The organism is Streptomyces sp. NPDC058246 (assembly GCF_042881985.1).
Lineage (GTDB): Bacteria > Actinomycetota > Actinomycetes > Streptomycetales > Streptomycetaceae > Streptomyces.
The window spans coordinates 111085-134853 of the sequence record NZ_JBHVWZ010000007.1; the positions used below are offsets into that span (position 1 = coordinate 111085).

At 70.0% G+C, this 23769-nt stretch carries 20 protein-coding genes; 18 read left to right on the forward strand and 2 right to left on the reverse strand.

Annotation, left to right across the window (positions count from 1 at the left end; genetic code table 11):
• Nucleotide 1: 1 nt before the first annotated feature.
• The 14 genes from ACFVXA_RS13030 (at nucleotide 2) to ACFVXA_RS13095 (ending at nucleotide 16206) form a co-directional block, all read left to right on the forward strand.
• Nucleotides 2-1954 carry a peptidoglycan D,D-transpeptidase FtsI family protein gene (locus ACFVXA_RS13030; protein WP_389512156.1) on the forward strand — a complete coding sequence of 651 codons (1953 nt, stop codon included), beginning with the start codon at nucleotides 2-4 and terminating at the stop codon, nucleotides 1952-1954.
• A 227-nt stretch (nucleotides 1955-2181) separates the two neighbouring features.
• Nucleotides 2182-3702: a UDP-N-acetylmuramoyl-L-alanyl-D-glutamate--2,6-diaminopimelate ligase gene (locus tag ACFVXA_RS13035; RefSeq protein ID WP_383906735.1), complete on the forward strand. Its 1521-nt coding sequence runs from the start codon at nucleotides 2182-2184 to the stop codon at nucleotides 3700-3702.
• A gap of 4 nt (nucleotides 3703-3706) precedes the next feature.
• Entirely contained in the window at nucleotides 3707-5113 is a 1407-nt protein-coding gene (gene murF / locus ACFVXA_RS13040; protein ID WP_384019324.1) for a UDP-N-acetylmuramoyl-tripeptide--D-alanyl-D-alanine ligase, read from the forward strand.
• Nucleotides 5110-6183 (forward strand): phospho-N-acetylmuramoyl-pentapeptide-transferase, encoded by a 1074-nt coding sequence (gene mraY, locus ACFVXA_RS13045; RefSeq protein ID WP_362031278.1) that lies wholly within the window; start codon nucleotides 5110-5112, stop codon nucleotides 6181-6183. The genes murF and mraY overlap by 4 nt, the downstream gene beginning before the upstream one ends.
• Nucleotides 6165-7583 carry a UDP-N-acetylmuramoyl-L-alanine--D-glutamate ligase gene (gene murD, locus ACFVXA_RS13050; RefSeq protein WP_390024979.1) on the forward strand — a complete coding sequence of 473 codons (1419 nt, stop codon included), beginning with the start codon at nucleotides 6165-6167 and terminating at the stop codon, nucleotides 7581-7583. Before mraY ends, murD begins: the two co-directional genes overlap by 19 nt.
• 68 nt (nucleotides 7584-7651) lie before the next feature.
• Complete coding sequence (gene ftsW / locus ACFVXA_RS13055) at nucleotides 7652-9016, forward strand: putative lipid II flippase FtsW (RefSeq protein ID WP_362031282.1); 1365 nt, start codon at nucleotides 7652-7654, stop codon at nucleotides 9014-9016.
• A 6-nt stretch (nucleotides 9017-9022) separates the two neighbouring features.
• Nucleotides 9023-10114 (forward strand): undecaprenyldiphospho-muramoylpentapeptide beta-N-acetylglucosaminyltransferase, encoded by a 1092-nt coding sequence (murG, locus tag ACFVXA_RS13060; RefSeq protein ID WP_362031284.1) that lies wholly within the window; start codon nucleotides 9023-9025, stop codon nucleotides 10112-10114.
• A gap of 25 nt (nucleotides 10115-10139) precedes the next feature.
• The gene (locus ACFVXA_RS13065; RefSeq protein ID WP_390024981.1) at nucleotides 10140-10925 is read left to right on the forward strand and encodes a cell division protein FtsQ/DivIB; all 786 of its coding nucleotides are present in this window, start codon (nucleotides 10140-10142) and stop codon (nucleotides 10923-10925) included.
• Nucleotides 10926-11200: 275 nt separating this feature from the next.
• Entirely contained in the window at nucleotides 11201-12394 is a 1194-nt protein-coding gene (gene ftsZ, locus ACFVXA_RS13070) for a cell division protein FtsZ (RefSeq protein WP_362031288.1), read from the forward strand.
• Nucleotides 12391-13128, forward strand: coding sequence for a peptidoglycan editing factor PgeF (gene pgeF, locus ACFVXA_RS13075; protein WP_383738835.1), 738 nt, complete (start codon nucleotides 12391-12393; stop codon nucleotides 13126-13128). Before ftsZ ends, pgeF begins: the two co-directional genes overlap by 4 nt.
• Nucleotides 13129-13134: 6 nt before the next feature.
• Complete coding sequence (locus ACFVXA_RS13080; protein WP_362031292.1) at nucleotides 13135-13854, forward strand: YggS family pyridoxal phosphate-dependent enzyme; 720 nt, start codon at nucleotides 13135-13137, stop codon at nucleotides 13852-13854.
• A gap of 130 nt (nucleotides 13855-13984) precedes the next feature.
• A complete protein-coding gene (locus ACFVXA_RS13085) occupies nucleotides 13985-14626 on the forward strand; it encodes a cell division protein SepF (protein WP_362031294.1) in 642 nt (213 codons plus the stop codon).
• 52 nt (nucleotides 14627-14678) lie between these two features.
• A complete protein-coding gene (locus tag ACFVXA_RS13090) occupies nucleotides 14679-14969 on the forward strand; it encodes a YggT family protein (RefSeq protein WP_362031296.1) in 291 nt (96 codons plus the stop codon).
• Between the two features lie 46 nt (nucleotides 14970-15015).
• Nucleotides 15016-16206, forward strand: a complete 1191-nt coding sequence (locus ACFVXA_RS13095) for a DivIVA domain-containing protein (RefSeq protein ID WP_362031298.1) — start codon at nucleotides 15016-15018, stop codon at nucleotides 16204-16206.
• Between the two features lie 184 nt (nucleotides 16207-16390).
• Here the strand turns inward: ACFVXA_RS13095 and ileS are convergent, their stop codons facing one another.
• Nucleotides 16391-19534: an isoleucine--tRNA ligase gene (gene ileS, locus ACFVXA_RS13100; protein ID WP_390024983.1), complete on the reverse strand. Its 3144-nt coding sequence runs from the start codon at nucleotides 19532-19534 to the stop codon at nucleotides 16391-16393.
• Between the two features lie 542 nt (nucleotides 19535-20076).
• Nucleotides 20077-20625 carry a hypothetical protein gene (locus ACFVXA_RS13105; protein ID WP_390024985.1) on the reverse strand — a complete coding sequence of 183 codons (549 nt, stop codon included), beginning with the start codon at nucleotides 20623-20625 and terminating at the stop codon, nucleotides 20077-20079.
• Between ACFVXA_RS13105 and ACFVXA_RS13110 the strand changes: the two genes are divergently transcribed.
• The 4 genes from ACFVXA_RS13110 to ACFVXA_RS13125 all read left to right on the forward strand — a co-directional run bounded on the left by ACFVXA_RS13110 (nucleotide 20612) and on the right by ACFVXA_RS13125 (nucleotide 23743).
• Nucleotides 20612-21316: a TraR/DksA C4-type zinc finger protein gene (locus ACFVXA_RS13110; RefSeq protein ID WP_362031304.1), complete on the forward strand. Its 705-nt coding sequence runs from the start codon at nucleotides 20612-20614 to the stop codon at nucleotides 21314-21316. The genes ACFVXA_RS13105 and ACFVXA_RS13110 overlap by 14 nt on opposite strands.
• 117 nt (nucleotides 21317-21433) lie before the next feature.
• Entirely contained in the window at nucleotides 21434-22135 is a 702-nt protein-coding gene (gene lspA, locus ACFVXA_RS13115) for a signal peptidase II (protein ID WP_390024987.1), read from the forward strand.
• Between the two features lie 199 nt (nucleotides 22136-22334).
• Nucleotides 22335-23279 (forward strand): RluA family pseudouridine synthase, encoded by a 945-nt coding sequence (locus ACFVXA_RS13120; protein WP_362031308.1) that lies wholly within the window; start codon nucleotides 22335-22337, stop codon nucleotides 23277-23279.
• A complete protein-coding gene (locus ACFVXA_RS13125) occupies nucleotides 23276-23743 on the forward strand; it encodes a GNAT family N-acetyltransferase (protein ID WP_362031310.1) in 468 nt (155 codons plus the stop codon). Before ACFVXA_RS13120 ends, ACFVXA_RS13125 begins: the two co-directional genes overlap by 4 nt.
• Nucleotides 23744-23769 lie beyond the last annotated feature (26 nt).

A 23769-nucleotide genomic window follows, 5' to 3' on the forward strand; every position in this document is an offset into this window, starting at 1 on the left:
AGTGTCCGACAGGGAACCGCCGCGCCGTCGAGTGCCCGCACCCGCCCGGCCCGTACGTCCCGGAGGCCAGCGGCGTCCGGGCCCCGGCGCCCGCCCCGCGCGCCGCCCGGGCGCCCCCCGGCCGAACGGCCCGCGCGTGATCCGGCTCGGCAGCCCACGACCCCGTCTGCGCATGGTCAGCCTCACGCTGACCCTGGTGATGATCGCCTTCGTCGTCCGGCTGCTCCAGGTACAGGCCGTGGACGCGAGCACCTACGCCGCGAAGGCCGAGCAGAACCGGTACGTCGGACGCACGCTGGCCGCCGAGCGCGGCGGGATCACCGACCGCAACGGCGTCGAGCTGGCGACGAGCGTGGACGCGTACAACATCACGGCCGATCCGACGATGTTCACGCGGCAGTCGACGAACGTGCCGGACGCGCCCGAACAGGCCGCGGCGCTGCTCTCACCGATCCTCGGCGAGGACGCCGACACCCTCGCCAAGAAGCTGAAGACGAAGAACACCCGCTACACCGTGCTCGCGCAGCGCCAGACACCCCAGGTGTGGAAGCAGATCAAGGATCTGAAGAGCACGCTCGGGACGAAGGCCGAGACCGACAAGAGCACGGTCAACGTCCTGGCGGGGGTGCTCGCCGAGCCGGTCGGCAAGCGCGTGTATCCGAACGGCGATCTCGCCGCCGGGATACTGGGCTGGGTCAACGCCGACGGCAAGGGCGGCGGCGGTGTCGAGCAGCAGCTGAACAAGGAGCTCGCCGGCAAGGACGGCAAGATCCGCTACGCCCAGTCCGGCGGCCGCCAGGTGCCGACGGTGGGGTCCACCGAGACGCCCGCCGTGGCCGGCTCCGACGTCGAGCTGACCATCGACCGGGACATCCAGTGGGCCGCGCAGAACGCCATCACCGAGCAGGTGAAGAAGTCCAAGGCGGACCGCGGGTACGTGATAGTGCAGGACACCCGGACCGGCGAGATCCTCGCCATGGCCAACTCTCCCGGCTTCGATCCGAACGACCTCGCCCAGGCCGACTCGGCGGCGATGGGCAACGCGGCCCTCCAGGACGCGTACGAGCCCGGCTCCACCGCCAAGCTGATGTCGATGGCCGCCGTCCTCCAGGAGAACGTGGCCACGCCCGAGACGCACGTGGTGGTGCCCAACCGGCTGCACCGCGGCGACCGGCTCTTCCAGGACGACATCGACCACGCGACCTGGTACCTCACGCTCAACGGCGTGCTCGCCAAGTCCAGCAACATCGGCACCATCCTGGCGACCGGCCAGCTCGGCAAGACGCAGAAGGAGGCCAACCAGGTCCTCTACTCGTACTTGCGCAAGTTCGGCATCGGCAGCCCCACCGGGCTCGGCTTCCCCGGCGAGACGCCGGGCATCCTCGCGCCCGCCGGCAAGTGGTCGACGTCGCAGCAGTACACGATTCCTTTCGGCCAGGGCGTGTCCATCAACGCGATGCAGGCGGCCTCCGTCTACTCCACGATCGCCAACGGCGGGGTACGCATCCAGCCGACGCTGGTGCGCGGCACGAAGGGACCCGACGGCCGCTTCACTCCGGCCGCCCAGCCCAAGAAGTCAAGGGTCGTGAGCGAGAAGACCGCGAAGACGCTCGCCCAGATGCTGGAGTCCGTCGTGGACGACGAGCAGGGCACCGGCGCCAAGGCGCGCATCCCCGGCTACCGGGTGGCGGGCAAGACGGGTACGGCCAACCGCGTGGATCCGGCCACCGGCAAGTACAAGGGCTACACCTCGTCGTTCGCCGGATTCGCACCCGCGGACAACCCGCGGATCACCGTGTACTGCGCGATCCAGAACGCCACCGAGGGGAGCTATTTCGGCGGCCAGATCTGCGGCCCCATCTACAAGCAGGTCATGGAGTTCGCCCTGAAGACCCTCCAGGTCCCGCCCACCGGCGCCCAGCCCGCCCGACTGCCCGTCAGCTTCTCGCCGTGATCGCCTTCTCGCCGTGATCGCCGCGATCGCCGTGATCCACTCCGACCGCACGCCCTGATCAGCCCCCACGCACAACGGACCAGGAACAGCTCGTGACAACGATCACCCCGGCTCCCGGGAACCAGCCCCCGCCCAACCCCTCACTTCGCTCCGGCGGGGGTGCGCCCGGTACGCTCACCGCCGTGCCACACGCTGATCAGTCCCAAACCACCCAGAAGGGCGTTCCTGTGACATATCCGGGGCCGCCGCGACCGGTTCACGTCTCCGCCACACCCCTCGCGGAACTGGCCGATCAGCTGGGTGCCACCGCCCCGGCGTCGACCGCGGAGGTCACGGGCATCACCCATGACTCCCGCGCCGTGCGCCCCGGCGATCTGTACGCCGCGCTGCCCGGTGCCCGCCTGCACGGCGCCGACTTCGTGACCCAGGCGGCCGGCCTCGGTGCCGTCGCCGTGCTCACCGACCCGACCGGCGCCGAACGCTCCACGGCCACGGGCCTGCCGGTCCTGGTCGTCGACGACCCGCGCGGGGGGATGGGCGAGCTGGCGGCCACGATCTACGGCCACCCCGGCCGCGAGCTGCTCCAGATCGGCATCACCGGCACCTCCGGCAAGACCACCACCGCGTACCTCGTGGAGGGCGGCCTGAAGACGGTGCGCAGCACCGGTCTGATCGGCACGGTCGAGATGCGCATCGGCGACGAGCGCATCAAGTCGGAGCGCACGACCCCCGAAGCCACCGACCTCCAGGCGCTGTTCGCGGTGATGCGCGAGCGCGGGGTGGAGGCCGTCGCGATGGAGGTTTCCAGCCACGCGCTGGTCCTCGGCCGCGTCGACGGCTGCGTCTTCGACATCGCCGTCTTCAACAACCTCAGCCCGGAACACATGGAGTTCCACTCCGACATGGAGGACTACTTCCGGGCCAAGGCGCAGCTGTTCACACCGAAACGCAGCAGACTCGGCGTCATCAACCTCGACGACGAGTACGGCCGCAGGCTCACCAAGGAAGCCTCCGTCCCGGTGGTCACCTTCTCCGCCGAGGGCCACCCCGACGCCGACTGGCGCGCCGTGGACGTCGAGGTCGGCCCCATGGACTCGACGTTCACCGCGGTCGGCCCCCAGGGCGAGCGGATCACCGCCAGGTCACCGCTCGCGGGCCCCTTCAACGTGGCGAACACGCTCGCCGCGATCGTCGCCCTCGCCGTCGCGGGGATCGACCCGCAGACCGCTGCCGACGGCATCGCCGCGGTGCCGGGCGTGCCTGGCCGACTGGAGCGGGTGGACGCGGGCCAGCCCTACCTCGCCGTCGTCGACTACGCCCACAAGACGGACGCCGTCGAGTCGGTCCTGCGCGCCCTGCGCAAGGTGACGGCCGGCCGTCTGCACGTCGTGCTGGGCTGCGGCGGTGACCGGGACAAGACCAAGCGGATGCCGATGGGCGCCGCGGTGGCCCGGCTCGCCGACACCGCCGTACTGACCTCCGACAACCCCCGCTCCGAGGACCCTCTCGCGATCCTCGCCACGATGCTCGCGGGCGCCGCGGAGGTGCCGGCGCACGAGCGCGGTGAGGTCCAGGTCTTCGAGGACCGGGCCGCCGCCATCGCCGCCGCCGTCGCCCGCGCGGAGCCGGGCGACACCGTGCTGGTCGCGGGCAAGGGCCACGAGCAGGGCCAGGACATCGCCGGGGTGGTGCGTCCCTTCGACGACCGCCAGGTGCTTCGCGAAGCTATCCAGAAGACCCAGGGATGAACTTGTGATCGCCCTCTCTCTCGCCGAGATCGCAGCAGTCGTCGGCGGGCAGACGTACGACATACCGGATCCGGCGGTACAGGTCACCGGACCGGTCGTCAGGGACTCCCGTGAGGTGGAGTCCGGCAGCCTCTTCGTCGCCTTCGTCGGCGAGCGCGTGGACGGCCACGACTTCGCCGAGGCGGTGATCGAGGCGGGCGCGGTCGCCGTACTGGCGTCCCGCCCCGTCGGCGTGCCCGCGATCGTCGTCACGGACGTCCAGGCGGCTCTCGGCGCTCTCGCGCGCCACGTCGTCGAACGGCTCGGCGCGACCCTCGTGGCCCTCACCGGCTCCGCGGGCAAGACCAGCACCAAGGACCTGATCGCCCAGGTGCTGCGGAGCAAGGCGCCGACCGTCTTCACGCCCGGCTCGCTCAACAACGAGATCGGGCTGCCGCTCACCGCGCTCAGCGCCACCGAGGGGACCAGGTTCCTCGTGCTGGAGATGGGGGCGCGCGGAATCGGCCACATCCGCTACCTCGCGGACCTCACCCCACCGAAGATCGGCCTCGTCCTCAACGTCGGGACCGCCCACATCGGCGAGTTCGGCGGCCGCGAGCAGATCGCGCAGGCGAAGGGCGAGCTCGTCGAGAGCCTCCCGGAGGACGGCGCGGCGATCCTCAACGCCGACGATCCCCTCGTACGCGCCATGGCGTCCCGTACGAAGGCGCGCGTGATCCTCTTCGGAGAGTCCGACGAAGCGGACGTACGCGCCGAGAACGTCCGTCTCATGGAGAGCGGACAGCCCGCCTTCAGCCTTCGCACACCCTCCGGGTGCAGTGACGTGACCATGCGCCTGTACGGTGAGCACCACGTGTCGAACGCGCTCGCCGCGGCCGCCGTCGCCCATGAGCTGGGCATGTCCGCAGACGAGATCGCCCGTGCGCTCTCCGAGGCGGGCTCCCTCTCCCGCTGGCGGATGGAGGTCACCGAGCGCCCGGACGGCGTGACGGTCGTCAACGACGCCTACAACGCGAACCCCGAGTCCATGCGAGCCGCCCTGCGCGCGCTCGCGGCGATGGGCAGGGGGAGGCGGACCTGGGCGGTGCTCGGTCAGATGGCCGAGCTCGGGGACGAGGCGCTCGCCGAGCACGACGCGGTCGGACGGCTCGCCGTCCGGCTCAACGTCAGCAAGCTCGTCGCGGTCGGGGGCAGGGAAGCGTCCTGGCTGCAACTGGGCGCATATAACGAGGGTTCGTGGGGTGAGGAGTCGGTGCACGTGTCCGACGCACAGGCGGCTGTCGACCTGTTGCGCAGTGAACTGCGCCCGGGGGACGTCGTACTCGTGAAGGCGTCCAGGTCGGTCGGGCTCGAACGGGTGGCGCAGGCGCTGCTCGACAGCGGTGCCGAGGGTGAGGTTGTCGCCCGATGATGAAGCAGATCCTGTTCGCGGGAGTCATTGGCCTGTTCCTGACCTTGGTCGGCACTCCGCTGCTGATCAAGCTGCTGGCCCGCAAGGGCTACGGCCAGTACATCCGCGACGACGGCCCGCGCGAGCACCACAGCAAGCGCGGTACGCCGACCATGGGTGGTATCGCCTTCATCCTCGCGACGATCATCGCGTACTTCCTGTCGAAGGTGATCACGGGCTACGCGCCGACGTTCTCGGGCCTGCTGGTGCTCGGCCTGATGGCGGGCATGGGCCTGGTCGGCTTCCTGGACGACTACATCAAGATCGTCAAGCGGCGTTCGCTCGGTCTGCGGGCCAAGGCGAAGATGGCCGGACAGCTGATCGTCGGTATCTCCTTCGCGGTGCTCTCGCTGCAGTTCGCGGACAACCGCAACAACACCCCGGCCTCCACCAAGCTCTCCTTCGTCCAGGACTTCGGCTGGTCCATCGGGCCGGTGCTGTTCGTGGTCTGGGCCCTGTTCATGATCCTCGCGATGTCGAACGGCGTGAACCTGACGGACGGTCTGGACGGTCTCGCCACCGGCGCTTCCGTGATGGTCTTCGGCGCGTACACGTTCATCGGCGTCTGGCAGTTCCAGGAGTCCTGCGCCAACGCGCAGACCCTCACCAACCCGGCCGCCTGCTACGAAGTACGCGATCCACTCGATCTCGCGGTCGTGGCCGCCGCCCTGATGGGCGCCTGCTTCGGCTTCCTGTGGTGGAACACCTCGCCCGCCAAGATCTTCATGGGTGACACCGGTTCCCTCGCGCTCGGCGGCGCGCTGGCGGGCCTCGCGATCTGCTCCCGTACCGAGTTCCTGCTCGCGCTCCTCGGCGGCCTCTTCGTCCTGATCACCATGTCGGTGGTCATCCAGGTCGGCTCCTTCCGGCTGACCGGCAAGCGCGTCTTCCGCATGGCGCCACTCCAGCACCACTTCGAACTCAAGGGGTGGTCCGAAGTCCTTGTGGTGGTCCGCTTCTGGATCATTCAGGGCATGTGCGTCATCGTGGGACTGGGCCTCTTCTACGCAGGATGGGCAGCCAAGAAGTGACCGACTGGCAGGGCAAGAACGTCACCGTCGCCGGGCTCGGCGTCTCCGGCATCCCGGCGGCCAAGGTGCTGCACGGCCTCGGCGCGGTCGTCACGGTCGTCAACGACGGCGACGACGAACGCTCCCGTGAGCAGGCCGCGGAGCTGGCGGCGCTCGGCATCACCGTGCGCCTCGGTGACGGCGCGACCCTGCCCGAGGGCACCGAGCTCATCGTCACCGCGCCCGGCTGGAAGCCGGACAAGCCGCTGTTCGCCGCGGCCGCCCAGGCGGACGTGCCCATCTGGGGCGACGTCGAACTCGCCTGGCGGCTGCGCGGCCCCGACGCGGCGCCCTGGCTCGCGGTCACCGGCACCAACGGCAAGACCACGACCGTCCAGATGCTCGCCTCGATCCTGAAGGCGGCAGGACTGCGCACGGCGGCCGTCGGCAACATCGGCGTCTCGCTCCTCGACGCGGTCCTCGGCGAAGAGCGATACGACGTCCTCGCCGTCGAACTCTCCAGCTACCAGCTGCACTGGGCGCCCTCGCTGCGCGCCCATTCGGCGGCCGTACTGAACCTGGCGCCCGACCATCTCGACTGGCACGGCTCGATGGAGGCGTACGCCGCCGACAAGGGCCGTATCTACGAAGGCAATCGGGTCGCCTGCGTCTACAACATGGCCGACAAGGCCACCGAGGACCTGGTGCGCGAGGCGGACGTCGAGGAGGGCTGCCGGGCGATCGGCTTCACGCTCGGCACGCCCGGACCGTCCCAACTCGGCGTCGTCGAAGGCATCCTGGTCGACCGCGCCTTCGCCGAGGACCGGCAGAAGAACGCGCAGGAACTGGCGGAGGTGTCGGACGTCCATCCGGCCGCCCCGCACAACATCGCCAACGCCCTTGCCGCGGCGGCCCTGGCGCGCGCCTTCGGGGTGCCCGCCTCGGCCGTACGGGACGGGCTGCGGGCCTTCCGCCCCGACGCCCACCGCATCGCGCACGTCGCCGACGTGGACGCGGTCGCGTACGTCGACGACTCCAAGGCCACCAACACGCATGCCGCGGAAGCCTCTTTGGCGGCGTACGAGTCGATCGTGTGGATCGCGGGCGGGCTCGCCAAGGGCGCGACCTTCGACGAACTGGTCGCCAAGTCGGCGAAGCGACTTCGGGGCGTCGTCCTGATCGGCGCGGATCGCGCGCTGATCGGCGAAGCGCTCGCGCGACACGCGCCGGAAGTACCCGTCGTCGACCTCGACCGGACCGACACTGGGGCGATGCTCGCGGCGGTTCAGGAGGCCGCACGGCTCTCCGAGCCAGGGGACACCGTTCTGCTGGCGCCGGCCTGTGCGTCCATGGACATGTTCGCCAACTACAACAAGCGCGGGGACGCTTTCGCGGAGGCGGTCCGCGAACTCGGCGCCTGACCCGGCCGCCTTGCCGGGCGACCTTGGGAGGGACGGACGCGTGACATCGTTGTGGCCCGGAGACGCCGATGCCCAGTAGCCGGACCGGCCGCCCTCCCGTGCAGCGGGCCACCCGGCGGCCCGTTGTCGCCCGGTCGGCGCGTGAGCATCCCCTGCGGCGGCTCTACAGCCGTGCCCAGAAGGCCTGGGACCGGCCGCTGACCGCGTACTACCTGATCCTCGGCGGCAGTCTGCTGATCACCGTGCTCGGGCTGGTGATGGTGTACTCGGCGTCGCAGATCACGGCGCTCCAGCTGTCCCTGCCGGGGTCCTACTTCTTCCGCAAGCAGTTCCTGGCGGCCGCGATCGGCGGGGTGCTGCTGCTCGCCGCCTCGCGGATGCCGGTGAAGCTGCACCGGGCCCTGGCGTACCCGATGCTGGCCGGATCGGTCTTCATGATGGTCCTGGTGCAGGTGCCCGGGATAGGAGTCGCGATCAACGGCAACCAGAACTGGATCTCCCTCGGCGGCTCCTTCCAGATCCAGCCCAGCGAGTTCGGCAAGCTCGCCCTGGTGCTGTGGGGCGCCGACCTGATCGCCCGCAAGGAGGACAAGCGGCTGCTGGCGCAGTGGAAGCACATGCTGGTGCCGCTCGTCCCGGTGGCGTTCATGCTGCTCGGGCTGATCATGCTCGGCGGTGACATGGGGACGGCGATCATCCTCACCGCGATCCTGTTCGGACTGCTGTGGCTGGCGGGCGCCCCGACCCGGCTGTTCGTGGGCGTGCTGTCCGTCGCGGCCACGCTCGGTGTGATCTTGATCAAGACCAGTCCGAACCGTATGGCCCGGTTCGCGTGCATCGGTGCCACCGAGCCCGGCACCGGCGCCACCTCGTGCTGGCAGGCCGTGCACGGCATCTACGCGCTCGCCTCCGGCGGACTCTTCGGTTCCGGACTCGGGGCGAGTGTGGAGAAATGGGGCCAACTGCCGGAAGCCCACACCGACTTCATCTTCGCCGTCACCGGTGAGGAACTGGGCCTCGCGGGGACGCTGTCGGTACTCGCCCTCTTCGCGGCTCTAGGCTATGCGGGTATCCGCGTGGCCGGACGCACGGAGGACCCCTTCGTGAGGTATGCCGCGGGAGGCGTGACCACCTGGATCACGGCCCAGGCCGTGATCAACATCGGTGCGGTGCTCGGTCTGCTGCCGATCGCCGGTGTCCCGCTCCCGCTGTTCTCCTACGGGGGTTCCGCCCTGTTGCCGACCATGTTCGCCATCGGGCTGCTGATCGCCTTCGCACGCGACGAGCCCGCTGCGCGGGCGGCGCTTGCGATGCGGCAACCCCGCTTTGGTAGAAAGCGTGCAGCGGTGAGAGGCTCCGCGGGGGCCGCGGGGCCTCGGAGATGGAACACGATGCGACGGCGCGCCGCGGCGCGCTCGTCCGGAGAGCGGTGAATTTCGGTGCATGTCGTACTCGCCGGCGGGGGGACCGCCGGCCACATCGAGCCCGCGCTCGCCCTCGCGGACGCCCTGCGCAGGCAGGACCCGACCGTGGGGATCACGGCCCTGGGCACGGAACGCGGACTCGAGACCCGACTGGTACCCGAGCGGGGTTACGAACTCGCGCTGATCCCCGCCGTTCCGCTGCCGCGCAAGCCCACGCCCGAGCTGATCACCGTCCCCGGACGGCTGCGCGGCACGATCAAGGCGGCCGAGCAGATCCTGGAGCGCACCAAGGCGGACGCGGTCGTCGGCTTCGGCGGCTACGTCGCCCTGCCCGCCTACCTCGCGGCCAAGCGCCTCGGGGTGCCGATCGTCATCCACGAGGCCAACGCCCGCCCCGGCCTCGCCAACAAGATCGGTTCGCGGTACGCCGCCCGGGTCGCCGTCTCCACGCCGGACAGCAAGTTGCGCGACGCCCGCTACATCGGCATCCCGCTGCGCCGCTCCATCGCCACCCTCGACCGGGCCGCCGTACGCCCCGAGGCGCGCGCCGCGTTCGGGCTCGACCCCAACCTGCCCACGCTGCTGGTCTCCGGCGGCTCACAGGGCGCCCGCCGCCTCAACGAGGTGGTCCAGCAGGCGGCTCCGTACCTCCAGCAGGCGGGCATCCAGATCCTGCACGCGGTCGGCCCGAAGAACGAACTGCCGCAGGTGCACCAGATGCCGGGAATGCCCCCGTACATCCCGGTACCGTACGTGGACCGGATGGACCTCGCGTACGCCGCGGCCGACATGATGCTCTGCCGCGCGGGCGCGATGACCGTCGCCGAACTCTCCGCCGTCGGGCTCCCGGCCGCCTATGTCCCGCTGCCCATCGGTAACGGCGAACAGCGGCTGAACGCCCAGCCGGTGGTCAAGGCCGGCGGCGGACTGCTCGTCGACGACGCGGAACTGACGCCCCAGTGGGTGCAGCAGAACGTACTGCCCGTGCTCGCCGACCCGCACCGGCTGTACGAGATGTCCCGCGCCGCCAGCGAGTTCGGCCGCCGGGACGCCGACGACCTGCTCGTCGGCATGGTGTACGAGGCGATCGCCTCTCGCCGTCACTAGCACCGTATGAGGGAAGGCAGGGAGCGTGGCCGGACCGAGCACCGCGCAACGCGGCGAACGGCAGAAGCTGAAGTCCGGCCCGCCCCGGCCGCCCCGTCTCGGGCGGCTGCGTCGCCCTCGTACGCTCATCATCCTTATGATCGCTGTGGTGTTGACCGGGGCCGCCGTGGTCTGGGTGCTGTACGGCTCGCGGTGGCTGCGCGTGGAGCGCGTATCGGCGTCCGGGATGCGGGTGCTGACGGCCGAGCGGGTGCGAGAAGCGGCCGCTGTGCCGGTCGGTTCTCCGCTGATTTCCGTTGACACCGACGCCATTGAGGAACGACTGCGCCGGAAATTGCCCCGAATTGACTCGGTTGACGTCGTCCGTTCCTGGCCGCACGGAATCGGTCTGAAAGTGACCGAACGCACTCCGGTCCTGATGGTCAAAAAGGGTGCGAAGTTCGACGAAGTGGACGCCAAGGGCGTGCGATTCGCCACGGTTTCCGACGCCCCTCAGGGCGTGCCCGTACTGGAATTGACGGTGTCCCGATCGGTGGGCCTGCGCCGCTTCGGCACCGACCGGCTGGTGCGCGAGGCGGTGCGGGTCGCCGGTGACATTCCGGCCGCCGTCGCGCAGGACACGCGTACCGTCAAGGTCCGTTCCTACGACTCCATCTCGCTGGAGCTGAAGGGCGGCCGGAGCGTCGAGTGGGGCAGTGACGAGAAGGGCGGCACGAAGGCCAGGACACTCACCGCTCTCATGAAAGCCGCTCCCCAGGCCCGGCACTTCGACGTGAGTGCTCCCACCGCCCCTGCGTCATCGGGGAGTTGACGCACATCAGCGCAGGCCAGCACCCTGGTTGGGCACTGCTACGGCTGATCACATAGGGTGAAAAGAAAAACGGGAGGTTCGGCGTGTTCGTTGAACGTGCGCCACTTGTCGACTTAGTGTCCTGTTCGGAAGAGTCCAAGGAACAGACACACTGGTAACCCTAAACTTCAGCGTTAGGGTTCGGGTCGGCGTTCGGACCGTCCCATTCGGCATCAGTCGTCGGATCGCGAGCGTGCGAGGCGACGACACGTAACTCGAGGCGAGAGGCCTTCGACGTGGCAGCACCGCAGAACTACCTCGCAGTCATCAAAGTCATCGGTGTCGGCGGCGGTGGTGTCAATGCCATCAACCGGATGATCGAGGTCGGTCTCAAGGGCGTCGAGTTCATCGCCATCAACACCGACGCGCAGGCGCTGTTGATGAGCGACGCCGACGTCAAGCTCGACGTCGGCCGCGAACTCACCCGCGGACTCGGCGCCGGAGCCAACCCGGCCGTCGGCCGCAAGGCGGCAGAGGACCACCGCGAGGAGATCGAGGAGGTCCTCAAGGGGGCCGACATGGTCTTCGTGACGGCCGGCGAGGGCGGTGGCACCGGCACCGGCGGCGCGCCCGTCGTGGCCAACATCGCCCGCTCGCTCGGCGCCCTCACCATCGGCGTGGTCACCCGCCCGTTCACCTTCGAGGGGCGGCGCCGGGCCAACCAGGCCGAGGACGGCATCGCGGAACTCCGCGAAGAGGTCGACACCCTCATCGTCATCCCGAACGACCGGCTGCTGTCCATCTCGGACCGCCAGGTCTCGGTCCTCGACGCCTTCAAGTCGGCGGACCAGGTCCTGCTCTCCGGTGTTCAGGGCATCACCGACCTCATCACCACGCCCGGTCTGATCAACCTCGACTTCGCCGACGTCAAGTCCGTGATGTCCGAAGCCGGTTCGGCCCTCATGGGGATCGGCTCGGCCCGCGGCGACGACCGCGCGGTGGCGGCGGCCGAGATGGCGATCTCCTCGCCGCTCCTGGAAGCCTCCATCGACGGCGCCCGCGGCGTGCTGCTCTCCATCTCCGGCGGCTCCGACCTCGGTCTGTTCGAGATCAACGAGGCCGCCCAGCTGGTGAGCGAGGCGGCGCACCCCGAGGCCAACATCATCTTCGGCGCGGTCATCGACGACGCCCTCGGCGACGAGGTGCGGGTCACCGTGATCGCCGCCGGCTTCGACGGAGGCCAGCCGCCCGCCAAGCGGGACAACGTCCTCGGCGCCTCGTCCGCCAAGCGCGACGAGCCCACGCCGGTACGGTCCTCCTCCGACAGCCGCCCGTCCTTCGGTTCGCTCGGCAGCGTCACGCCGAAGGAGGCCCCGGAGCCCACCCCGGAGCCGGTGAACGAACTCCCGGTCTCCCCGCCGGTCCCGCCGTCCCGCTCCTACTCGGACAGCGCGGCCGAGGAGCTGGACGTGCCGGACTTCCTGAAGTGATAGGACAGCGCTCCGGAACGAGCACAGTGAGCGGCGCGCACTTCGCCTTCACCGACCGGTGGGGCGGGGTGAGCGCCGTTCCGTACGAGGAGCTCAACCTCGGCGGAGCGGTCGGCGACGACCCCGACGCCGTACGGACCAATCGTGAACTGGCCGCCAAGTCGCTCGGTCTCGATCCGGCCCGGGTCGTCTGGATGAACCAGGTGCACGGGCCGGAGGTGGCAGTGGTCGACGGGCCATGGGGGGATCGCCCCGTGGCCGAGGTGGACGCGATCGTCACGGCGCGGCGGGGGCTCGCCCTCGCCGTCCTCACCGCGGACTGCACGCCCGTCCTGCTGGCGGACCCGGTCGCGGGGATCGTGGCCGCCGCCCACGCCGGACGGCCCGGCATGATCGCCGGGGTCGTCCCCGCCGCCGTACGGGCCATGGTGGAACTCGGCGCCGAGCCCGCCCGGATCGTCGCCCGCACCGGACCCGCCGTCTGCGGGCGGTGCTACGAAGTGCCGGAGCGGATGCGCGCCGATGTCGCCGCCATCGAGCCCACGGCGCACGCCGAGACCAGCTGGGGCACGCCCGCGGTCGATGTGACCGCCGGAGTGCACGCGCAGTTGGAACGGCTCGGGGTGCGCGACCGGGAGCAGTCGCCGGTGTGCACGCTCGAGTCGCAGGACCACTTCTCGTACCGAAGAGACCGCACCACCGGGCGGCTCGCGGGCTATGTCTGGCTGGACTGATGGGGCATGACGGACCGTAAGGCTCAACTCGCCGGAAATCTGGCGAAAGTGGAAGAGCGCATCACGGCGGCGTGCATCGACGCCGGGCGCAAGCGCGAAGAGGTGACCCTGATCGTGGTCACCAAGACCTACCCCGCGAGCGATGTGCGGATCCTGTCGGAACTCGGTGTGCGCCACGTCGCCGAGAACCGGGACCAGGACGCGGCACCGAAGGCCGCGGAATGTTCGGATCTGCCCCTCTCGTGGCATTTTGTCGGTCAGTTGCAGACCAACAAGGTGCGTTCCGTGGTCGGTTACGCGGATGTCGTGCAGTCCGTCGATCGTTCCCGGCTCGTCACGGCTCTGTCGAAGGAGGCGGTACGGGCGGAGCGCGAACTGGGCTGTCTCATTCAGGTCGCGCTGGACGCGGAGGAGAGCGGCCGGGGTGAGCGAGGGGGCGTAGGGGTCGGCGGAATCGAAGAGTTGGGCGACCTCGTCGCCCGGGCGCCGGGGCTCCGGCTCGACGGGCTGATGACCGTCGCCCCGCTCACCGGAGCGTACGCGGGGCGCCAACAGGCGGCGTTCGAGCGGCTGATGGATTTGTCGACTGACCTGCGCCGCGCTCATCCGGCTGCGAACATGGTCTCGGCAGGGATGAGTACGGACCTCGAACAGGCCGTGGCAGCCGGAGCGACACATGTACGCGTCGGTACTGCGGTACTCGGAGTCCGACCCAGGCTCGGGTAACGTCGCCAAGAAGTCGGACCACAGCAGAAAATATGGTCATTACCGCTGATAGGCGGGCATAACGACCTCGTGGATCGCGGGCACTTGGCAATTCGTCAGCCGATCCACCACAGAGCGGAGGACTCAGAGCATGGCCGGCGCGATGCGCAAGATGGCGGTCTACCTCGGCCTCGTGGAGGACGATGGGTACGACGGCAGGGGATTCGACCCCGACGACGACTTCGAGCCCGAGCTTGATCCGGAGCCCGAGCGGGACCGCCGGCGGCACGAGCCGCCGCACCAGTCACATCAGGCGCACCATTCCCAACGGGACGAATCGGCACGAGTGGTGCAGCCTCCGGTGCCACGCGATCCGCTGCCGCATTCCGCTTCGCTCGCCGCGGAATCCGGGCGTCCGGCGCGAATCGCCCCCGTGGCATCCATCACACAAGAACGTCAAAGCCTGGAGAAGAACGCCCCGGTGATCATGCCCAAGGTCGTGTCTGAGCGAGAGCCGTACCGGATCACCACGCTGCACCCCCGGACCTACAACGAGGCCCGTACCATCGGGGAACACTTCCGTGAGGGCACCCCGGTGATCATGAATCTGACTGAGATGGATGACACAGATGCGAAGCGACTTGTCGACTTTGCGGCCGGTTTGGTGTTTGGTCTCCACGGCAGCATCGAGCGGGTGACGCAGAAGGTGTTCCTGTTGTCGCCTGCTAACGTCGATGTCACGGCGGAGGACAAGGCCCGCATCGCAGAGGGCGGGTTCTTCAACCAGAGCTGAGACGCACGACCGGAAACCAGGCACGGAAACAGGGGAGAGGGAAGCACGGATCATGAGCGTGGTTGGGCAGGTTCTCTACATCGCGCTGATGTGTTTCCTCATCGTGCTGATCTTCCGGTTGGTCATGGACTACGTCTTCCAGTTCGCCCGCTCATGGCAGCCCGGCAAGGCGATGGTGGTCGTTCTCGAGGCCACCTACACTGTCACCGATCCACCGCTCAAGCTTCTGCGGCGGTTCATTCCGCCGCTGCGTCTCGGGGGCGTGGCGCTCGACCTGTCCTTCTTCGTATTGATGATCATCGTCTACATCCTGATCACCATTGTGAGGTCGGTGTTGGTGTGAACGATACGGTCTTGCCGAATGCCGACGACTACGTTGAGGTGAAGAGATGCCGTTGACCCCCGAGGACGTGCGGAACAAGCAGTTCACGACCGTCCGCCTCCGAGAAGGCTATGACGAGGACGAGGTCGATGCCTTCCTCGACGAGGTCGAAGCCGAACTGACCCGCCTGCTCCGCGAGAACGAGGACCTGCGCGCCAAGCTGGCCGCCGCCACGCGCGCGGCCGCGCAGAACCAGCAGCAGGGCATGCGCAAGCCGCCCGAGCAGCAGGACGGGCAGCAGGGTCCGCCGCAGGGCATGCGGGGTCCGGGCGCTCCGGTACCCGCCGGCATATCGGGCCCGCCGCAGCAGCAGATGGGTGGCCCCATGGGTGGGCCGCCCCAGCTGCCGAGCGGTGCGCCGCAGCTGCCCGCCGGCCCCAGCGGTCAGGGCGGTCCGCAGGGTCAGGGCCCCATGGGCCAGGGCCCGATGGGGCAGGGCCCGATGGGTCACGGTCCGATGGGGCAGGGCCCCGGCCAGCAGATGCAGCAGCAGATGCCCGGCCAGATGCAGCAGCAGATGGGTGGCCCGATGGGCGGCCCCATGGGTGGTCCCATGGGCGGTCACGGCCCGCAGATGCCGCAGCCCGGTCAGGGCCCCGGCGGCGACAGCGCCGCGCGTGTGCTCTCGCTGGCCCAGCAGACCGCCGACCAGGCGATCGCCGAGGCCCGTTCCGAGGCCAACAAGATCGTCGGTGAGGCTCGCAGCCGCGCCGAGGGTCTGGAGCGCGACGCCCGTGCCAAGGCCGACGCGCTGGAGCGGGACGCGCAGGAGAAGCACCGCGTCGCGATGGGCTCCCTGGAGTCCGCTCGCGCCACGCTGGAGCGCAAGGTCGAGGACCTGCGCGGCTTCGAGCGCGAGTACCGCACGCGGCTGAAGTCCTACCTGGAGTCGCAGCTGCGCCAGCTGGAGACGCAGGCGGACGACTCGCTCGCTCCGCCGCGGACCCCGGCCACGGCCTCCCTGCCGTCGCCGTCCGCGCCCTCGATGGCCCCGGCCGGTGCGAGTGCGCCGTCGTACGGCGGCAACCAGGGCATGGGTGGCGGGCCATCTCAGGCCGCGCCCTCCTACGGCGGCCAGCAGCAGATGTCGCCGGCCATGACCCAGCCGATGGCTCCGGTGCGGCCGCAGGGGCCGTCGCCGATGCAGCAGGCGCCCTCGCCGATGCGCGGGTTCCTCATCGACGAGGACGACAACTGACGGCCTGTAGTACGCCTTAGGCGTCGGCAGCGTTCAGGGCGGGGCCCCCGGATTCCGGGGGCCCCGCCCTTTTGTGTGGTCTTTTTGTTGCCCGGTGCCCGATGCCCGGTGCCCGGTGGGGGGCACGGGGCACGGGGCGGGACAGGGGCGGCGGGGGCGTAGAACCCTTGCGCCGCCCCCGGTGCTACGCCTTGCGGAGGCGGAACGTCAGGGCGAGGGACTCGTCCGTGAACGGAGCCCCGTAGGTGCCGTCGGCCTCGCCCTGGGCGAAGTCCGTGGCGAGGACCTCGTCGGCGATGAGGGAGGAGTGCTCGGAGAGGGCCGCGATGACGGCCGGGTCCGTGGACGTCCAGCGCAGCGCGATGCGGTCGGCCACATCGAGCCCGCTGTTCTTGCGGGCCTCCTGGATCAGGCGGATCGCGTCACGGGCGAGGCCCGCCTGACGCAGCTCCTCCGTGATCTCCAGGTCGAGGGCGACCGTCGCGCCGGAGTCGGACGCCACCGACCAGCCCTCGCGCGGGGTCTCCGTGATGATCACCTCGTCCGAGGCCAGCGACACCGTCTCACCGTCGACCTCGACCGACGCCGTGCCCTCGCGCAGGGCCAGCGACAGTGCCGCCGCGTCCGTCTCCGCGATGGCCTTCGCGACCGCCTGGACGCCCTTGCCGAAGCGCTTGCCCAGCGCGCGGAAGTTCGCCTTGGCCGTGGTGTCGACCAGTGAGCCGCCGACCTCGGAGAGCGACGCGAGCCCGCTCACGTTCAGCTCCTCCGTGATCTGCGCGTGCAGCTCACGGTCGAGCGTCTCGAAGCCCACCGCGCCGACCAGCGCGCGGGACAGCGGCTGGCGCGTCTTGACGCCCGACTCCGCGCGCGTGGCGCGGCCGAGCTCCACGAGACGGCGTACGAGCACCATCTGCTTCGACAGCTCCGGGTCGATGACGGACAGGTCCGCCTCCGGCCAGGAGGACAGGTGGACGGACTCCGGGGCGTCCGGTGTGACCGGGACCACCAGGTCCTGCCAGACCCGCTCGGTGATGAACGGGGTCAGCGGGGCCATCAGGCGAGTGACCGTCTCGACGACCTCGTGCAGCGTGCGCAGCGCGGCCTTGTCGCCCTGCCAGAAGCGGCGGCGCGAGCGGCGGACGTACCAGTTGGACAGGTCGTCGACGAACGCCGAGAGCAGCTTTCCGGCGCGCTGGGTGTCGTACGCCTCCAGCGCCTGCGTCACCTGGTCGGTGAGCGCGTGCAGTTCGGAGAGCAGCCAGCGGTCGAGGACCGGGCGGTCCGCCGGGGCCGGGTCGGCCTCGCTGGGCGCCCAGCCGGAGGTGCGGGCATAGAGGGCCTGGAAGGCGACCGTGTTCCAGTAGGTGAGGAGGGTCTTCCTCACCACCTCCTGGATGGTGCCGTGGCCCACGCGGCGCGCCGCCCACGGGGAGCCGCCGGCGGCCATGAACCAGCGGACCGCGTCCGCTCCGTGCTGGTCCATCAGCGGGATCGGCTGCAGGATGTTGCCCAGGTGCTTGGACATCTTGCGGCCGTCCTCGGCGAGGATGTGGCCCAGGCACACGACGTTCTCGTACGAGGACTTGTCGAAGACCAGCGTGCCGACGGCCATGAGCGTGTAGAACCACCCACGCGTCTGGTCGATGGCCTCGCTGATGAACTGCGCCGGGTAGCGGCTCTCGAAGAGCTCCTTGTTCTTGTACGGGTAGCCCCACTGCGCGAACGGCATCGAGCCCGAGTCGTACCAGGCGTCGATGACCTCCGGGACGCGGGTCGCCGTCTGCTGACACTGGGGGCAGGCGAACGTGACCTCGTCGATGTACGGGCGGTGCGGGTCCAGGTTCGACTGGTCGGTGCCGGTCAGCTCGGTGAGCTCGGCGCGGGAGCCGACGCAGGTGAGGTGGCCCTCCTCGCAGGTCCACAGCGGGAGCGGGGTGCCCCAGTAGCGGCTGCGGGACAGCGCCCAGTCGACGTTGTTGTTCAGCCAGTCGCCGAAGCGGCCGTGCTTGACCGAGTCCGGGAACCAGTTGGTCTTCTCGTTCTCCTGGAGGAGGCGGTCCTTGATGGCCGTGGTGCGGATGTACCAGGACGGCTGCGCGTAGTAGAGCAGCGCGGTGTGGCAGCGCCAGCAGTGCGGGTAGCTGTGCTCGTACGGCACGTGCTTGAAGAGCAGACCGCGGTTCTGGAGGTCCTCGGTGAGCTTTTCGTCCGCCTTCTTGAAGAAGACACCGCCCACGAGGGGGACGTCCTTCTCGAAGGTCCCGTTCGTGCGGACGGGGTTCACCACCGGCAGGCCGTACTCGCGGCAGACCTTGAGGTCGTCCTCACCGAAGGCGGGGGACTGGTGGACCAGACCGGTGCCGTCCTCGGTCGTCACGTACTCCGCGTTCACCACGTAGTGGGCTTCCGCGTCCGCCGGGAACTCCACCAGCTCGAACGGACGTTGATACGTCCAGCGCTCCATTTCGGCGCCGCTGAAGGTCTCGCCGGTGGTTTCCCAGCCCTCGCCGAGGGCCTTCTCGACGAGCGGCTCGGCGACGACGAGCTTCTCCTCGCCGTTCGTCGCGACGACGTAGGTGACCTCGGGGTGCGCGGCGACGGCGGTGTTGGACACCAGCGTCCACGGGGTCGTCGTCCACACCAGCAGCGCGGCCTGGCCGGCCAGCGGACCGGAGGTGAGCGGGAAACGGACGTACACGGAGGGGTCGACGATCGTCTCGTAGCCCTGCGCCAGCTCGTGGTCCGACAGGCCCGTCTCGTCCTGCGGGCACCACGGGGCGACGCGGTAGTCCTGGACCAGCAGACCCTTGTTGAAGATCTCCTTGAGCGACCACCACACGGACTCCACGTACTCGGGGTCCATCGTGCGGTAGGCGTCGTCGAGGTCGACCCAGTAGCCCATGCGGTTCGTCAGGTCGGTGAAGGCATCGGTGTGGCGGGTCACCGACTCGCGGCACTTGGCGTTGAACTCGGCGATGCCGTACGCCTCGATGTCCTGCTTTCCGGTGAAGCCGAGCTCCTTCTCCACGGCGAGCTCCACCGGGAGGCCGTGGCAGTCCCAGCCGGCCTTGCGGGCGACGTGGTAGCCGCGCATGGTGCGGAAGCGCGGGAAGACGTCCTTGAAGACGCGTGCCTCGATGTGGTGTGCGCCCGGCATGCCGTTGGCGGTGGGCGGGCCCTCGTAGAACACCCACTCGGGGCGGCCCTCGGACTGCTCAAGGCTCTTGGCGAAGATCTTCTGCTCGCGCCAGAAGTCGAGCACGGCGTGCTCGAGGGCGGGCAGGTCGACCTGGGCGGGCACCTGGCGGTACTGCGTCGGTTTCATCGGCGAGCTTCCTCCGGCGGACTTTCTGCCTTCCGTCCGGAGGGACGAGAGCCTGCGCTGCTACCTCGTAGCTGCTGCGGACGCCGTGTGCGGCGCGCTCCCGCGGTACCACCCTCCTTGGCTCCCCGGCGCCCGTGTGCACCGGTGAGCCCCCTCATTGGGGTCGCGATGCCGGGTCTACTGGCCCCCTGCGGGGTGTTCTGCCGGCGGCTCCGGGGTGATCTTCGCGTCGCGCTCGCCCCCGGGCTTCCACCGTCCCCGGGTCGCTCCTGGCTGCGTACGCCGCTACTCGTCCCCATCCACGCTTCTCGCTCCGCCCAGTGTACGGCGCCGCGCGGACAGTGGCCGACCGGTTTTCCGGGGTACCCCGGCGGCCTGCGCGGTGACCCGAATGGCGAGGCGCGGGCGTCCGGATCCTGGGACGCCAGGCACGGCGGATTACCGGGCGGGGAGCTGGGCACAACGCATGCAGGTCTGTCACGAGGGACCCGCGGGGCGGGCGAAGAGAGAGCGTGCCCCGTTGCCGCGGGCCAGAAGTCGATTTATCGTCCCAGCACGATTCGCGCGCAGATCACAATATGTGAAGGGGCCGCGGCCATGGTGGCGAAGAAGACCGCCGTACAGCAGTCGGCGTCCGGCAGATCCACGGGTCCGGCGGCCAAGGACGTGAGCGGCAAGAAGAGCACACAGCGGGAATCCGCGACGGGCGCGGCCCGGCCCGTGAAGACGGCTTCGAAGGCGGCGACAAAGGTGTCTTCCAAGACGGCGACGGCTGCCAAGGCCGCTGCCAAGAGAACGGCCGCCACGAAGGCTGCCGACGGGAAAGAGGCTCCTACGAAGGCGAACGGCGAGAAGGCGGCCGCTACGAAGACGGCCGCCAAGAGAGCGGCCCCCGCAAAGACCGCGACGACCAGGACGGTCAATTCGAAGGCGGCGGCCACCAGAACGTCGTCCACGAAGCCGTCGTCCACGAAGCCGGCGTCCACGCGCGCGGGGTCTGCGAAGGGAGCGGCTTCGAAGTCGGGGTCCACGGAGGCGGCGATCGCGAAATCGACGTCCACGAGGGCGGCGGTCTCGGTGACGGCGTCCACGAAGGCGGGCGGCAAGAAGGCCGCGGCCAAGAAGACGGTCGCGGCGGCGGCGAAGCAGGCGGCGGCCGAGAAGCCCGCCGGGGCCGCCGGGAAGAAGGCGGCAGGGAAGGCGGCCGCGGCCAAGGAGAGCACCAGTACGGCCAAGAAGGCGGTCGCTTCCGCGGCCGAGGGTGCGGCCCAGGCCGCGAAGACGACGGGAGCCACGACAGTGGTTGCGAAGAAGACTCCGGGCACGGCCACGGCGGCGAAGAAGCCCACCCCGGTTCCCAAGGCGCGGGTCGCGGCGGTGGAGCCCGGCGAGCTCGCGGTGCGGCCCGGTGAGGACCCCTGGACCCCGGAAGAGGTCGCTGAGGCACGGGCGGAGCTGCAGTCGGAGGCGCTGCGGCTGCGGACCGAGATCTCGTCGTCCGAGGAGGCGCTCGCGGGCCTGATGCGCGACTCCGGCGACGGCGCGGGCGACGACCAGGCGGACACCGGCACGAAGAACATCACGCGCGAGCACGAGATGGCGCTCACCGCCAACGCGCTCGAGATGCTGGAGCAGACCGAGCGCGCGCTGGAGCGCCTCGACGCGGGCACGTACGGACTCTGCGAGAACTGCGGCAACCCCATCGGCAAGGCGCGGATGCAGGCCTTTCCGCGCGCCACCCTGTGCGTCGAGTGCAAGCAGAAGCAGGAGCGCCGTTACTGATCAGTAGCGCGAACGCCGTGACCTGACGTCGTGGAAGGGCTCCTGAACACGTGGGCCCCGGGGGGTGTGCCGTACCCTCGTCCTCAGTCAGGAACCTAGGTCGAGGGACTCACTCACGTGGCAGAGGCGGAGCGCATCATCGGTACGCCGGACATCCCAGGGGCGGCGGGCGCCGAGCCGGAGCAGTCCGCCGGGAACGTGGCGCCGGGCGGCCGGTCCGGCTCCGACGCGTCGGCCCCGGCCGAGCGGTCCGGCGTGGACTCCGGCGTCGATTCCGCCGTGGACTCCGGCGCGGACGGGACGCGGGTCGCGGACGAGCGGCCGACGGGCAGCCGCAGGCGCCGGATCGCCGTCCTGTTCGCGGTCGCCGTGCTGGCGTACGCCCTCGACCTCGTCAGCAAGATGATCGTGGTCGCGAAGCTGGAGCACCATGACTCGATCGAGGTCATCGGCACCTGGCTGAAGTTCGAGGCGATCCGCAACGCGGGCGCGGCCTTCGGCTTCGGCGACGCCTTCACCGTCATCTTCACGGTGATCGCGGCGGCCGTGATCGTCGTCATCGCCCGGCTCGCGCGCAAGCTCTACAGTCTGCCCTGGGCGATCGCGCTCGGTCTGCTCCTCGGCGGCGCGCTCGGCAACCTCACCGACCGGATCTTCCGCTCGCCGGGCGTCTTCGAGGGCGCGGTCGTGGACTTCATCGCGCCCAAGCACTTCGCGGTCTTCAACCTGGCCGACTCGGCGATCGTCTGCGGCGGCATCCTGATCGTGCTGCTGTCCTTCCGCGGCCTCGACCCGGACGGCACGGTCCACAAGGACTGATCCCGAGCGTTCGGCACGGTCCACATGGACTGGCCGCGAGCGTATGGCACGGTCCACAAGGACTGGCCCCGAGCGTTTTCGGCACGGTCCACAAGGACTGACGTACCGGGCGACGTACAGGGCTTCCGGAGGGCTCCCACGGGCACGGATGTTCGGGACGTGGTCAGGTGGTGTCGGACCGGTCCGGCATACTCGACGGGTGAGCACGATTCCCGAGATCCGTACCCTGCCCGTGCCCGACGGCCTGGAGGGCGAGCGCGTCGACGCCGCCATCTCCCGGATGTTCGGCTTCTCCCGCACGAAGGCCGCCGAGCTCGCCGCGGCGGGGAAGGTCACGGTCGACGGCTCGGTGGTCGGCAAGTCCGAGCGGGTGCACGGCGGTGCCTGGCTCGAGGTCGAGATGCCGCAGGCCCCCGCGCCCGTGCAGATCGTCGCCGAGCCCGTCGAGGGCATGGAGATCGTGCACGACGACGATGACGTGGTGGTGATCGTCAAACCGGTCGGCGTCGCCGCCCACCCCAGCCCCGGCTGGTCGGGCCCGACCGTGATCGGCGGTCTCGCCGCCGCCGGGTACCGGATCTCGACCTCCGGCGCCTCCGAGCGCCAGGGCATCGTGCACCGCCTCGACGTCGGCACGTCGGGCCTGATGGTGGTCGCCAAGTCGGAGTACGCGTACACGTCGCTGAAGCGCCAGTTCAAGGAGCGCACGGTCGACAAGCGCTACCACACCCTCGTGCAGGGCCACCCGGACCCGACCAGCGGCACCATCGACGCCCCCATCGGACGCCACCCGAACCACGACTACAAGTGGGCGGTCACGGCCGAGGGCAAGCCCTCGGTCACGCACTACGACCTGGTCGAGGCGTTCCGCGCCGCCTCCCTGCTCGACGTCAAGCTGGAGACCGGGCGCACCCACCAGATCCGCGTCCACATGGCGGCCCACCGCCACCCGTGCGTCGGCGACCTGACGTACGGCGCCGACCCGACGCTGGCCAAGCGGCTCGGTCTCACCCGGCAGTGGCTGCACGCGGTGCGGCTCGGCTTCGAGCACCCCGGCGACGGGCAGTGGGTGGAGTTCGAGAGCGGCTACCCCGAGGACCTGCAGAAGGCGCTCGACAAGGTGCGTGAGGAGAGCTACGCGTGAGTGCCGCGTACGTGGTGCGGGTCGCCGAGGACACCGCCGACCGTGAGGCGTGCTTCGCGGTGCGCAAGGACGTCTTCGTGGCCGAACAGGGCGTCCCCGAGGACATCGAGTACGACGCTTACGACGCCGACGCCCTCCATGTGCTGGCCGTCCGTGCGGACGGGGTGCCCCTCGGCACCGGGCGACTCCTGCACGGCGAGGCGGCGGCCGCGAAGACGGCAGGCGACCTGACGGCCGGCTCGCTCGGCCGGCTCGCCGTGACGCGGGAGGCGCGTGGGCTCGGCGTCGGCGCCGCGCTCGTAGGCGCCATCGAGGACGCGGCACGCGCGCGTGGACTGGCCGCCGTGGACCTGCACGCGCAGACGCGGGCGCTGGGGTTCTACGAGCGGCTGGGGTACGTGGCGTACGGCGCGGAGTTCCCCGACGCGGGCATTCCGCACCGGGCGATGCGCAAAGCCCTGTAGCCCGGCTTTGTCGTAGCCGCGTGGCA